Genomic DNA, 13,259 nt, shown 5'->3' on the forward strand with positions numbered 1-13,259 from the left:
CTTATACGAATTTACGTATGTCTAGAATAACACGCTGACGTGCGCAAACCCGTACTTTATGCAGGAAAAGCACACAACTCTGATAGGTAAGAGTATTCGATAACAGACGCAGCTCATTCACACCTTTATGCATTTTCAACGCCTGCATAATTTGCAGGCAGACCGGCATCTTTGAGTGACTCCATACAAGCTGTAGTCATTTTTGTGCATATGCAATATCTATTAGCTTTACCCTGCGACAGTGCCCGTCGCTTGTGATAGAGTGCTACAAACTCTGGCTTTTGCCCTACGAGTGACCAAGAGCTCGGGGGCTTTAACACAAGGAGGATCTATGCCCGAGAAGATTGAAGAGCTGGTACGCGCTGCGCTTGCTGCGGCCCAGGAGGCCGGCGACCTTTCCGCATTTGAACTTGACGATTGCGCTATCGAGCGACCGGCTGACACTTCTCATGGCGAGTGGACCTCTACCATGGCCCTGAAGTCCGCCAAGCTGGCCCACTGCGCCCCGCGCAAGATCGCCGAGGCCATCGTTGCCCATATGCCCGAGGACCCCGCGATCGAGAAGGTCGAGATCGCAGGCCCCGGCTTCATCAACTTCTACCTCTCCGTTGCCGTCAAGAATGCCATCTTTGGCGAGGCTCGCGAGAAGGGTATGGACTTCGCTAAGCCCAACGTCGGTGGTGGCCTGAAGACCCAGGTCGAGTTCGTTTCCGCCAACCCCGTCGGCCCCATGCACATCGGCCACGGCCGCTGGGCCGCGCTGGGCGACTCGCTCTGCCGCGTTATGGATCACGCCGGTTACGACATCCAGCGTGAGTTCTACATCAACGACCACGGCTCTCAGATGAACACCTTCGGCAACTCCATCAGCACGCGCTATATGCAGCTTGCCGACATCATCGCCAAGCAGGGCGTGGATATCGACGAGGCTCACAAGCTGCTGATCGCCGACCGCGACGCCTTTGTTGCCGACGAGAACGACGAGCATCCCGAGACCCATCCGTATCAGGACAACTTTGCCGAGACCCTGGGCAAGGACTCCTACGGCGGCGACTACATCATCGACGAGGCCGCCGAGTTCTGGCGCACCGACGGCGATAAGTGGGTCAACGCCGATCCGCAGGAGCGCATGGAGAGCTTCCGCGAGCGCGGCTATGTAAAGATGGTCGACAACATGCGCGACCTCTGCCACGCCGTCAATTGCGACTTCGATCGTTGGTTCTCCGAGCGCTCGCTGTATGTGAAGGACACCGAGGGTGAGACCGCCGGCACCTCCGCCGTCGACCGCGCTTTTGAGAAGCTCGACAAGATGGGCTATCTCTACACCAAGGACGGCGCCCTGTGGTTCCGCTCCACCGACCTGGGCGATGACAAGGACCGCGTTCTGATCAAGTCCGATGGCGAGTACACCTACTTCGCCTCCGACGTTGCCTATCACTGGGATAAGTTCCAGCGCGTCGACCACGTCATCGACATCTGGGGCGCCGACCACCACGGCTACATCGAGCGCGTCCGCTGCGTCTGCGATGCCTTGGGTTACCCCGGCAAGTTTGAGGTTCTGCTGGGCCAGCTCGTCAACCTGCTGCGCAACGGCAAGCCCGTCCGTATGTCCAAGCGTAAGGGCACCATGGTGACCCTGCAGGAGCTCGTCGACGAGGTCGGCTCCGACGCTGCCCGTTACACCCTCATCTCCAAGAGCTCCAACCAGATGGTCGACTTCGATATTGAGGCCGTCAAGAAGCGCGACAACTCCAACCCGGTGTACTACGTGCAGTACGCTCACGCCCGCGTGTGCTCCATCCTGCGCCGTGCCGCTGACGTTACGCCCGAGCAGGCTGACGAGATGGGCATGAAGGCCGTCGCCGCCAAGGCCATCGGTGAGAACGTCGATTACTCGCTGCTGACCGACCCGACCGAGCTCGCCCTTTCGCGCAAGCTCAACGAGCTCACCGACCTCATCGCCAGCTGCGCTCGCGACCGCGCCCCGTTCCGTCTGACGCACTTTGCTGAGGAACTCGCCGGCGACTTCCACAGCTTCTACGCTGCCTGCCAGGTTCTGCCGAGCGAGGGCCGTCCCGTCGACCCCGAGCTTTCGCGTGCCCGTCTGGCCGCTTGCGACGCCGTCCGCGTGACGCTCGCCCTGGTGCTCACCCTTGTTGGCGTTTCCGCTCCCGAGCAGATGTAAGCTGCGGGTCATTTAACCGTGTAGGTTCGGCTTTGCTGAGCCCTATAAGCCCGATCTCCATGCGGAGGTCGGGCTTTTTACAAACGCCGACGTATTGACGAATTTGGAACTGCTGGAAATACGAAACTATGCCGGTTTACTACGATGAATATGAGAAATTCCAACCACGCCAGCTTTTCGCAAAAAAGTGCAGGGCATCTACCTGCGGTTTTAGTTCAACAAGTTTCGGAGTGGTCGCGGTTGAGCGATTCATCGTAGTAAACCGCCATAGTTTTGGCGGAGGCAGTCAGATTTGTGGGTGTTAAACCAAAGAGTGCCCCTTTTGACTAGTCGTTTAAGAACGTCCTCAATGACTAAGTTGCAGGTGGTTGCGGTTGTGTTACACTAACGCTGCGTATATGACGCAAATATCTCGATACAGATCAATGATGTCCGTCGGTATTTGACGGAGCTAGACTGTTTAGCCGCCCTGAAGGTTTATGCAGGGAGCATGTGATCACAGGGCTTGAAAAGAAAGTTGAGCAAACACTGTGTCTGATCAACAGCAAGAAAACGAAATAACGACGACGCAAGCCGCTCCCGCTGCACCGGTTGTGTCGGACCAGGTCGCGGCGCCCGCGCAAACCTCGGCTCCTGAGACGCCTAAGGCTGCTTCGACGCCTACGCCTGCAACGGCTGAGAAGGCCGTGCCTGCAACTGGTGAGGAGGCTGCTCCGGCAAAGCCCAAGCGCACGCGCCGCACGGCCAAGCCTGCCGCAGACGGCGAGGAAGCCACCAAGCCCAAGCGCCGTACCACGCGCACGACGCGCGCCAAGCGCACCGTTGCAGCTGACTCCTCGGAGCCGATTTCCGATGAGGTCGCGCAGGCGCGTGCGTTGGCGCAGATTAGCGAGGCTCAGGTGGTGCGCGCCCGCCGTCGTGCTGCCGAGCGCGAGGCCGCGGCTCTGACCGAGCTTGCAGCTCCGTCTGTGCCCGAGACACCTGCCGCCACCGAGACCCCTGTCGCCGACCAGCCGACCGAGAAGGCGGTACCGCGCACACGCCGTCGCACGGCTGCTAAGGCCGAGCAGGTTGCCGATCAGGTAACCCCCGAGCTCACTGAGGCTTCGGTCCGTTCCGTGGCAGGGGAGGGCACATCGCCTGTTGAGCCCGCTGCGTCTGTCGAGGCCAGCGAAGTTCCCGTTGTCGATCCGGCTTTGCGCCCGCACCGTCGCGGTCGCAAGCCCAAGGCCTTCGTCGAGGCAGAGAAGGCCGCAGCCGCAGCTGCAGCCGCTCGGGATGCTGCGGCGACCGCCGAGTCTGCAACCGCTGCCGATGCACCCGTCCAGGATGCTACGACTTCCGAGACCGCTCCCGCCGATGTCGAGCTCGCCGATGTCCGTCCTGGTCGCAGCCATCGTACTGCTGCTAAGCGCACGTCCAAGGCCAAGGCTGCCAAGAAGGGTGCGTCCGAGGATTCCGCCGAGACGACCGTCGATGCATCGACTGATGCCGCCGAGCCCCAGGACGTTGAACAGTCTGCGTCCGAGAAGCCCAAGCGCGGTCGCAAGAAGTCCGCTAAGGCCAAGGCGTCCGAGCAGCAGCCCGAGGCCGAGCTGCAGGGCGATTCCAAGGCCGAGGCCAGCGATGATACTGTGGCTAACGCCGACGCCGCCGCAACCGATGGCGCCGCGCCCGCCGAGGCCGAAGACAACGCTCGCCCCAACCGTCGCCAGCACAAGCGTAACGACGAGCGCAACGAGCGCAAGGACGAGCGCAACAACGACCGCCGCAACCGCCAGCGCGATCGCAAACAGCGCAACAAGGAGCGCAACGCCGCCCCCACCGAGCCCACGCTTTCGCGTGAGGAACTCGCGGCCATGAAGGTCGCCGAGCTGCGCGAGAAGGCCAAGGAGTTCGAGATCGAGACGACCGGCAAGAAGAAAGCCGAGCTCGTCGAGGAGATCTACGTCACCGCCGCGAAGGCCGAGGGCTTCCGCGACATCAAGGGCATCCTGCAGATTCGTCCGGACAGCTCCGGTATCATCCACGCCCACGGTTACATGAAGTCCAACGACGACGCCTTCGTCCCCGCCTACCTCATCCGCTCCGCGCGTCTGCGCACGGGCGACGTCATCGAGGGCTCGCTTCGTCCTTCGCGCGGCGGCGACAAGCGCGCCGGCCTCGCCAAAATCACGACCGTCAACGGTCTAGACCCCGAGCAGATTCGCAACCGCCCCAAGTTCGGTGACCTCACCCCGGTCTATCCCAACGAGCCGCTGCGCATGGAGCATGGCAAGGACTCCATTACCGGTCGCGCCATCGACATCGTGTCGCCGATCGGCAAGGGTCAGCGTGGCTTGATCGTGTCCCCGCCCAAGGCCGGCAAGACCACGATCCTCAAGAAGATCTGCCAGTCTATCTCGATTAACAACCCCGAGGTGCACCTCATCTGCCTGCTCGTCGACGAGCGCCCCGAAGAGGTCACCGATATGCAGCGTTCCATCAAGGGCGAGGTTGTGGCGTCGACCTTCGATATGCCCGCCGACAACCACACTCGCGTGGCAGAGCTCGTCATCGAGCGCGCCAAGCGCATCGTGGAGCTGGGCGGCGATGTCGTGGTGGTGCTCGACTCCATCACGCGTCTTGCCCGCGCCTACAACTTGGCGGCGCCCGCCTCAGGCCGCATCCTTTCGGGCGGCGTCGATTCGGCGGCACTGTATCCGCCCAAGCGCTTCCTGGGCGCAGCCCGCAATATCGAGAACGGTGGCTCGCTCACCATCCTGGCCTCTGCCCTCATCGACACCGGTTCCAAGATGGACGAGGTCATCTTTGAGGAGTTCAAGGGCACCGGCAACATGGAGCTCAAGCTCGACCGCGACCTGGCCGACCGCCGCATCTTCCCGGCTATCGACCCCGTTGCCTCCGGTACGCGTAACGAGGACCTGTTGGTTGACGAGCAGATGCGTCCGTTTGTCTTTGGCCTGCGTCGCATTCTTGCCGGCATGAACAACACCGAGCGCGCGGCCGCATCGTTTATCAAGGGTCTTAAGGGCACCAACACCAACCAAGAGTTCCTGGTGCGTTCGGCCAAAAAGCACAGCGACTACGAGCAGACGTTCTAGGTTGTCATCCACGCGCGGCGATAGTCATCAATGCAATAAAGGGTCGGGGCTTTGAGCCTCGGCCCTTTTCCATATCGCCGCTCCGCGCTTATTTTTGACCATAAGACTGGCAAGCAGCAGGTTTCCCGTTTCAATCCGACATCGTCGCTTGCAATCGACAGGGCGGTTTCGCATAATAGCTTTTAAGCTTCGCGACGGAAAACGCAGATGAAACGAACCATATACCGTTGCTTTGGGGCATAGCCCCGCTTCATCTTCTCTCGCGCAGCCAACTGAATGATGCGATTTGGGTGCTGGAAGATGGGGAGAGCTCATGGCTTCTTCTGATGCAACACAACGAGCAGTCCTTGCCGGACTTTCGTGCGGGATCGGCCTTGCCGCTCCCGTGGTTATGTATGCCGCGACGCTGCCGTTTTCGTCGGTGAACGAGACGGTCGTGGCGGGTGCGGTTCCCTTCGCCGTGGGCGCGGTGGCGGGCGTGGGTATCTATGCCGCCTCGCTGGGTATCTCCGAGTACCGTGCGCAGCGTGAAGAGCGTCTGTTCCAGCCCGATGCCATGGGCGGTGCCGCCAATCTCAATCAGCATCAAAGCGAGTTCAAGACCGCCTCGATTCCAGCTCAGCAGCAGGATGCGACTCCTTACGCTGCGGCTTCTGATTCTCAGGCTCAGGCGGAGCAGTCTACCTCGGCATTCCTTTCCGGCCTGACTGGTGCGTTCCAGCGCCGTCATACCGATGATGGTGTCCCTACCATCGCTCGAGCCGCAGATGCCATGGACGAGGACGAGGCTTGGTCCATGATCGACAGTATGCTCGACGACGATTCGCCGGTGAGCTGCGACCCTGCACACTCGCGCGACGTCTATCAAGTCGCCATCGACGAGCTCACCAACGGCGGGCAGACCGGCTCCTTCAATCGCGACGACATCGCCGCCGCGGCACGCGCCGTGTCTGGTTCCCAGGCCGCCCCTGCGGGCAGCACGGCGGCTTTCGTGGCACTCGTTGCCAACGCGGCAGCCAATAACGCCTACAACGCTACCTCGGCGGACGCGAACGCTTCTGCCGACAATTCGTACGTTGATGAAGCCATGACTGCGGACGAGGAGGCCGTTGCCGCCCGCCGTGCCGCCGAAAGCTCGCTTTGGGGCGCTCCTGCCCAGCAGCAGGCGGCTGAGGCTGCGCCGTACAATGCAAACCTCGCCAGCATGCCTATCATCTCCGGTGCCGTGGACATCGATCTCGATGACCTCGATGAGCCTGCAGCCATCACCGCATCGATTGATGCCCAAGATCGCATCGACACCGGCGACCTTCCGGACGCCTCGCTCGAGGTTGATGTCCCCATGGCCGATTACTCGGGCCACGAGGACATGTGGGCCGCCGCCACCGCGATTCTGGATGAGATTGACGAGCCCGCTCCTGTTGCAGCCCCCGCTCCCGTCGCTGCCTCTCAGCCTGCTGCCCCCGCCTATGTCGGCCGTCACAGCGCTGTGTTCCCCGAGGATACTGCCCGTATCTCGCGCGAGAGCATCGAGCGGGCCGAGGCTATTGCCGCCGGCATTATGGAAAACCGTCGTCACGAGCGCGTCAATCAGATCCTCGAGGAAGAGATCGAGCGCCTGCAGTCCTCTACCGCCAAGCGTACGGGCCGTGCCTACCTGAGCGTTATCGAGGGCGGTACCGCCAGCTTCGCGCCGCTCCGCGCGGAGGCATAACTTCTGCATGGTTAAGATCAATCGAAAATGGGCGGTTGTAACCTGCCTGATGGCGCTCTTGATCTGGGGCAATTCGCTGGTTCCCGGCTCGGGGTCGGGCTCGCTGAGCCTAACGGTCATGGAAGCTATCCGCGGTTTCCTGCACGGCGTGGGACTTCCATATGAATGGGTGACCAACTTTGTTGTTCGCAAGTGCGCGCATTTTACCGAGTATATGGTGCTCGGCATCCTGGCAACGCACGCCTTTGATTTTGAGGGACGGCACACCTTTGACGTGCTGCTGCCCACGGCGGTGTTCCTGCTGCTGATTCCCTCGATCGACGAGACGATTCAGCTCTTTGTGCCGGGACGCGCCGGCATGATCACCGATGTGATGATCGACTGCTGTGGAGCGGCAACGGGCGTTGTGCTCCGATATCTCTTACGGTCGCTGATGTGCGCCAAAAAGGCCGCCTAGGACGTATTGTTTGGTCCTAGGCGGCCTTTTTTATTTGAGGGCTTATATGAGGCGTGGTGGCGTCGTTCCATTGGTCGGATTTGCTGGGCGCGCCACGCCCCGTGGGTGCGTCTGTTACTGAAGCGCCTGTGCGCCCAGGGCCAGGCAGCCCATAATGCCCTGCTTGCCCTCGAGGCTGTTGTTGACGATGTAGTTATCGATGTCGTTGACCTCGGGCGTGACGATATAGCCGTTGAGCATTTCGGCACACTTTTTGCGTGCGAGCGGCACGATGGGGGTGTGGTCGGCCACGCCGCCACCGATGATGATCTTTTGCGGCGCGTAGCACAGCGTGTAGGTCATGAGTGCCTGTGCCAGATAGCCGGCGAGCAGGTCCATGGCCTCCGGGTCATCGGCCATGTCTCCGGCGCTCTTGCCATCCCAGCGCTTTTTGACGCCGGGGCCGGCGATGAGGCCCTCGAGGCAGTTGTCGTGGAAGGGGCAGGCGCTATGCTCGCCGATGGTGTCGCGCGGGTCGCGCGTGACCAGGATGTGGCCAGCCTCGGGATGCATCATGCCGTGCACGAGCTGGCCGCCCGAGAGCACACCGGCGCCCACGCCGGTGCCGATGGTCAGGTAGACCACATCAGTGAGGCCCTGGGCGCAACCAAAGGTGACCTCGCCCAGGCAGGCGACGTTGACGTCGGTGTCGTAGCCGCAGGGGACCTTGAGCTCGTTTTGGATGGTGCCCAGCAGGTCAAAGTAACGCCATGCGGTCTTGGGCGTCTCCAAGATCTTGCCGTACTGGGGCGAGGCAGGGTTGACCGCGGTGGGGCCAAAGGCGCCGATGCCCAGGGCGGCGATGCCCTTGTCTGCAAACCATGCGTTGACGGCCTCGACGGTCTCCTGCGGGGTCGTGGTCGCGATCTGCTCGCGCTCCAGGACCGTACCGTCCGCATAGCCCGTGGCGCACACCATCTTGGTGCCGCCGGCCTCGAGCGCTCCGATAAGCTGTTGTTCTGCCATGGTATTCCTCCCTTTTGGACGAGTTGCTCCGTGACTAAAGTATAGCGCTCTAAACAAGTTAAGAAAGCGCTATAAAAAGAAGCCCTTCAACGCGGCGGGCGATGAGGGGCTTCTTTGGTTGCTTTAGTTGCCGGGCCGTCCTTACCCGCGCGGCTTGATTTTATCACGTAGCGACTTGAGGTTCTCCAGCGCGGCGTTGAGCGTTTCGTCTCGCTTGGCAAAGTGGAAGCGGATCAGATGGTTGACGGGCTCGCGGAAGAAGCTCGAGCCGGGCACGGCGCCCACACCCACTTTAGACGCGAGGTCCTCGCAGAATTCGAGGTCGCTGTCATAGCCAAACTCCGAGATATCCATCATCACGTAATAGGCGCCCTGCGGCACGTTATGCTCAAGACCGATGCTGTCGAGTCCCTGGCAGAACAGGTCGCGTTTGGCGGTATAGAGGTCAAGGACCTCATCGTAATAGCTGTCGTTGAAGTTGAGGGCGGTGACGACGGCTTCCTGCAGGGGAGCGGCGGCACCCACGGTGAGGAAGTCGTGGACCTTCTTGATGCGCTCGGTGATCTCGGCAGGGGCGATGGTGTAGCCCAGGCGCCAGCCGGTGATGGAGTACGTCTTGGACAGCGAGCTGCAACTGATGGTTCGTTCGAACATGCCGGGCAGCGTGGCCATATAGACGTGCTCGTGGGGCGCGTAGACGATGTGCTCGTATACCTCGTCGGTGATGCAGTAGGCGTCGTACTTTTTGCAGAGGTCGGCGATAAAGGTGAGCTCCTCGCGCGTAAAGACCTTGCCGCAGGGGTTGGAAGGGTTGCACAGGACGATGGCCTTGGGGTCGTTGTCGCGGAAGGCCGCCTCGAGCACCTCACGGTCAAAGTCGAATGTGGGCGGGTTGAGCGGCACGTAGATGGGCTCGGCGCCCGAAAGGATCGTGTCGGCGCCGTAGTTCTCGTAGAATGGCGAGAAGATGACGACCTTGTCGCCGGGGTTCGTGACCGTCATCATGGCGGCCATCATGGCCTCGGTGGAGCCGCAGGTGACTACGATATTCTCGTTGGGGTTCACCGGCATGCCCATAAAGTGCTCCTGCTTGGCGGCAAGCGCCTCACGCATGGCCTGGGAGCCCCAGGTGATGGAGTACTGGTGATAGAGCGGCTTGGGGTCGCTGGCGATGGCGCTGAGGCTGTTGAGCAGCTGCGCCGGGGGATCGAAGTCGGGGAAGCCCTGCGAGAGATTGACGGCGCCATACTTATTGGAGATGCGTGTCATGCGGCGGATGACCGAATCGGTAAACGTTGCCGTGCGGTTGGATAGTTCTTTCATGCCGGTCCTTTCGAGCATTTGCAGTGGGGCAAGTTTACTCCTATGAAACCGGTGGGATTTGCTCGAAATGGTCTCGAAAAACTCTTTTCAAAATTCTTGAAAATTGGGGCTTGCATCGCGTGGCGTTCCTTGCAATAATAGTCGAGCGCGAAGCGCACAGGACACGGTGGGTGTAGCTCAGTTGGCTAGAGCGACGGGTTGTGGTCCCGTAGGTCGAGGGTTCGAGTCCCTTTACCCACCCCAGTTCTTGCTTCGTGTTGATATCGGGTCGTTAGCTCAGTTGGTAGAGCAGGGGACTCTTAATCCCAAGGTCCAGGGTTCGACCCCCTGACGGCCCACCACACGATATCTCCTCTAAAGTCCGCCATAATGGACTTTAGCTTTGGGTCGTTAGCTCAGTTGGTAGAGCAGGGGACTCTTAATCCCAAGGTCCAGGGTTCGACCCCCTGACGGCCCACCCAAAGATTGTTAAAGCGACTGGCTCAGGCTGGTCGCTTTTTTGTTGACCTCGCATGGGGTCGAACCCGAAAGGGCGCGGAGCTGAGTAATCTGCACCGTGATTCCCTTAGGGAAACACGGCTAAAGCCCCGTAGACGCGTTCTCCTTAGGGGAATCTTGCTTACGGGACTCGACGCATGTTGAGAAGTTGTGATCAAACTCAAAGTGAGAATCGATTCAGTCTGCTCGATAGTGCGAACCTAAGCTTTCGGTTCGCTTGCGCATGGCTTTGACCATCTCCATCGCCAGCTGAATCTGCGACTGCAGGCGGGCGAGGGCTGCGATCTCGCTGTCGTTGGCATGTGGCTTATTTAGAGCCGTGGCTTCGTCTTGCAGACTTTCAAGCTGTTGCAGGGCCTCGGATAGGCCTGTTTCGGTCCTGTTGATCATGCAAAAGGTGCTCATCGTGTGCCTAAGGCTGTGTGTCAGGCGTTCGGCATCTGTTGTGGCAATGCCGTACTGGGGGAGGGTGATATCCGCCTTCAGGGCCGCCTCAGGCTCTTTCTGCGCTGTGAGGGCTGCCGATGCGCCCGCGATACGTCCGAACACGATGCCGTTGGCGCTTGACAAGCCACCAATGCGGTCGGCGCCGTGCATGCCGCCTGTCGCCTCGCCGCAAGCGTAGAGGCCCTCAACGCCCGTGTGCGCGGTCTTATCGATCTTGATGCCGCCGTTAGCGGCGTGGGCATACATCGCAACGCGCATCTCGTCGGTCGGCGCGATGCCGTGCTCGTCTTGCAGCCAGGTGGCAAAGGTCTGCACAAACTCTGGGACATCCTCGCGGGGGAAGTCGTAGCGGAGCGCCAGGCCTTCGGCACCTGCCTGATCGATGACGAGATCGATGGCGCGGGAGGCCAAGCGTGACGTGAAGGGACCATATCCAGAGCGCTGCTCGAGCAGGTCGTCCAGCTTGTCGTCGGCAATATCTACCGGCTGGTCTACATGTACGTAGCGCCAGGTTTTCTCGTTGAAGACCAGGTTGCGCTTGGGCTCGATGAAGCCGGGCATCATCTGCATGAACTCTATATTAGTAAGCGATGCGCCGTGCGCCAGTGCGATGGCCTGCGAGGAGCTGAGCACATCAGCCGACGTAAGGCTGCGCTCGAACAGGCCGCCTGTGCCACCGGCTGCGATGATCGTAGCCTTGGCAGCAAAGGGCATGATTCGATTTTCGGTAAGGTCGTAGAGCATGGTTCCGGTGATCCTGCCGTTCGTGTCCTCAACAAGGTCGATAAGCTCATGGCGGGGGAGCAGGCGAATGCCGAGCGACTCGATCCAGGTCGTCAGAGCGTCCTCAAGGGGCTTGCGGGTGAGGCCGCGCCACATGCGCGTCTTGTGGTCAAAGCAGGGGATAAATTGCTTTTGTTGAGCACTCTTGGCGCTTTGCGGACGCTGGAGCTCAACGCCCAGGTCTTGCTCGAGCCAGTCAATCGCTTGGGGAATGCCGTGGACGAACGTTTGGACGAGTTCGGGGTCGGCAACGCCGCCGCCGACGGCCAGGATGGTGTCGATGAGGTCTTGTTCGTCGTCTTCGTTAACGGGTCCGATAAGCCCCAGGCCCCAGGTTCCGGGGAAGAAGCTCGATCCACTCATAGTCTTGCCGGCGCTTGCCACGGTGACGGTTGCGCCCGTGCGTGCCGCTTCGATGGCGGCGCAAAGGCCCGCAATGCCAGATCCAATTACCAGTACATCAGTCGATTCCATCGGATTCCTTTCTCGTCCGGCGCATTGTCGCACGGGTGATCGGCAATGGGGCCGCAAAGACCCGGCAAATCGGTAAAGGGCAAATATGGCAGGTGGGCGTCATGGGCGCTCTGACGCTCCATCTCATCACATCTTGTATTTCGCCCCAACTGATATATCGGCATTAGCTACCCTGCGACAGCGCAAACAAAAAGAGCCGCTACCCGGGTGGATAGCGGCTCCAAAGCTCAACTATATGAGCATCGCGCAAGCGCGATTAGGCCTTGAGGGCCTCCTCGACGGCGACAGCGCAGGCGACGGTGGCACCGACCATGGGGTTGTTACCCATGCCGATGAGACCCATCATGTCGACGTGCGCAGGCACGGAGGAAGAACCGGCGAACTGGGCGTCGGAGTGCATACGGCCCATGGTGTCGGTCATGCCGTAAGAGGCAGGGCCGGCGCCCATGTTGTCCGGGTGCAGGGTACGGCCAGTGCCGCCACCAGAAGCGACGGAGAAGTACTTCTTGCCAGCCTCGAGGCGCTCCTTCTTGTAGGTGCCAGCGACGGGGTGCTGGAAGCGCGTCGGGTTGGTGGAGTTGCCGGTGATCGAGATGTCGACGTTCTCGTGCCACATGATGGCAACGCCCTCGCGGACGTCGTCGGCGCCGTAGCAGTTGACGGCGGCGCGGGGACCATCGGAGTAGGGGATGGTCTCGACGACCTTGAGCTCGCCCGTGAAGTAGTCGAACTGGGTCTTCACGTAGGTGAAGCCGTTGATGCGGGCGATGATCTGAGCAGCGTCCTTGCCCAGACCGTTGAGGATGACGCGCAGCGGCTTCTTGCGAGCCTTGTTGGCGTTCAGAGCCAGGCCGATAGCACCCTCAGCGGCAGCGAAGGACTCGTGACCGGCCAGGAAGGCGAAGCACTCGGTGTCGTCGGAGAGCAGCATAGCGCCCAGGTTGCCGTGGCCCAGACCGACCTTGCGGTCCTCGGCGACGGAGCCGGGAACGGTGAAGGCCTGGATGCCCTCGCCGATGATGGCGGCAGCCTCAGAAGCGGACTTGGCGCCACGCTTGACAGCGAGAGCGCAACCGAGGGTGTAGGCCCACTCGGCGTTCTGGAAGGCGATGGACTGGGTGTTGTTGACGATCTCACGCGGGTTGAAGCCCTTGTCGGTGCAGATCTGCAGAGCTTCCTCGAGGGAGGCGATGCCGTTGTCGGCGAGGCACTTGTTGATCTTGTCAGCGCGGCGCTCGTAACCTTCGAACGTAACAGTCATAGTTATTT

At 60.9% G+C, this 13,259-nt stretch carries 8 protein-coding genes and 3 tRNA genes; 7 read left to right on the forward strand and 4 right to left on the reverse strand.

What is annotated here, in order from left to right; genetic code table 11:
• The first annotated feature begins 331 nt into the window (after nt 1-331).
• From argS to ACKUTP_RS05770, 4 genes are all read left to right on the forward strand, one after another.
• Nucleotides 332-2,185 carry an arginine--tRNA ligase gene (gene argS, locus ACKUTP_RS05755; protein WP_409063779.1) on the forward strand — a complete coding sequence of 618 codons (1,854 nt, stop codon included), beginning with the start codon at nt 332-334 and terminating at the stop codon, nt 2,183-2,185.
• A 530-nt stretch (nt 2,186-2,715) separates the two neighbouring features.
• A complete protein-coding gene (gene rho / locus ACKUTP_RS05760) occupies nt 2,716-5,289 on the forward strand; it encodes a transcription termination factor Rho (protein WP_409063780.1) in 2,574 nt (857 codons plus the stop codon).
• A 313-nt stretch (nt 5,290-5,602) separates the two neighbouring features.
• Nucleotides 5,603-7,003 (forward strand): hypothetical protein, encoded by a 1,401-nt coding sequence (locus tag ACKUTP_RS05765; protein ID WP_409063781.1) that lies wholly within the window; start codon nt 5,603-5,605, stop codon nt 7,001-7,003.
• Nucleotides 7,004-7,010: 7 nt separating this feature from the next.
• Nucleotides 7,011-7,460, forward strand: a complete 450-nt coding sequence (locus ACKUTP_RS05770) for a VanZ family protein (protein ID WP_409063782.1) — start codon at nt 7,011-7,013, stop codon at nt 7,458-7,460.
• Between the two features lie 114 nt (nt 7,461-7,574).
• On the opposite strand, the gene ACKUTP_RS05775 is transcribed toward ACKUTP_RS05770, so the two are convergent.
• Nucleotides 7,575-8,465 (reverse strand): ROK family protein, encoded by an 891-nt coding sequence (locus ACKUTP_RS05775; protein WP_349117225.1) that lies wholly within the window; start codon nt 8,463-8,465, stop codon nt 7,575-7,577.
• 141 nt (nt 8,466-8,606) lie between these two features.
• On the reverse strand, nt 8,607-9,788 hold the full coding sequence (locus tag ACKUTP_RS05780) for a pyridoxal phosphate-dependent aminotransferase (RefSeq protein ID WP_409063783.1): 1,182 nt from the start codon (nt 9,786-9,788) through the stop codon (nt 8,607-8,609).
• A 166-nt stretch (nt 9,789-9,954) separates the two neighbouring features.
• Between ACKUTP_RS05780 and ACKUTP_RS05785 the strand changes: the two genes are divergently transcribed.
• From ACKUTP_RS05785 to ACKUTP_RS05795, 3 genes are all read left to right on the forward strand, one after another.
• Nucleotides 9,955-10,031 (forward strand) — tRNA-His (locus ACKUTP_RS05785).
• Between the two features lie 22 nt (nt 10,032-10,053).
• Nucleotides 10,054-10,129, forward strand: a tRNA-Lys gene (locus tag ACKUTP_RS05790).
• A gap of 43 nt (nt 10,130-10,172) precedes the next feature.
• A tRNA-Lys gene (locus tag ACKUTP_RS05795) sits at nt 10,173-10,245 on the forward strand.
• A gap of 218 nt (nt 10,246-10,463) precedes the next feature.
• Here ACKUTP_RS05795 and ACKUTP_RS05800 read toward each other — a convergent pair.
• Complete coding sequence (locus ACKUTP_RS05800; protein WP_409063784.1) at nt 10,464-11,990, reverse strand: FAD-dependent oxidoreductase; 1,527 nt, start codon at nt 11,988-11,990, stop codon at nt 10,464-10,466.
• 256 nt (nt 11,991-12,246) lie between these two features.
• Nucleotides 12,247-13,251 (reverse strand): GGGtGRT protein, encoded by a 1,005-nt coding sequence (locus ACKUTP_RS05805; RefSeq protein ID WP_006235553.1) that lies wholly within the window; start codon nt 13,249-13,251, stop codon nt 12,247-12,249.
• Between the last annotated feature and the right edge of the window lie 8 nt (nt 13,252-13,259).

Origin of the sequence: Collinsella sp. wc0529 (assembly GCF_046116875.1) — a bacterium.
In the GTDB taxonomy this organism is placed as follows: Bacteria; Actinomycetota; Coriobacteriia; order Coriobacteriales; family Coriobacteriaceae; genus Collinsella.

What these genes read in the sequence shown, in the direction of transcription:
- ACKUTP_RS05805 (WP_006235553.1), bottom strand. Translation starts at nt 13,251, where the DNA reads ATGACTGTTACGTTCGAAGGTTACGAGCGCCGCGCTGACAAGATCAAC.
- ACKUTP_RS05800 (WP_409063784.1), bottom strand. Translation starts at nt 11,990, where the DNA reads ATGGAATCGACTGATGTACTGGTAATTGGATCTGGCATTGCGGGCCTT.
- ACKUTP_RS05765 (WP_409063781.1), top strand. Translation starts at nt 5,603, where the DNA reads ATGGCTTCTTCTGATGCAACACAACGAGCAGTCCTTGCCGGACTTTCG.
- ACKUTP_RS05770 (WP_409063782.1), top strand. Translation starts at nt 7,011, where the DNA reads ATGGTTAAGATCAATCGAAAATGGGCGGTTGTAACCTGCCTGATGGCG.
- ACKUTP_RS05780 (WP_409063783.1), bottom strand. Translation starts at nt 9,788, where the DNA reads ATGAAAGAACTATCCAACCGCACGGCAACGTTTACCGATTCGGTCATC.
- ACKUTP_RS05775 (WP_349117225.1), bottom strand. Translation starts at nt 8,465, where the DNA reads ATGGCAGAACAACAGCTTATCGGAGCGCTCGAGGCCGGCGGCACCAAG.
- argS (WP_409063779.1), top strand. Translation starts at nt 332, where the DNA reads ATGCCCGAGAAGATTGAAGAGCTGGTACGCGCTGCGCTTGCTGCGGCC.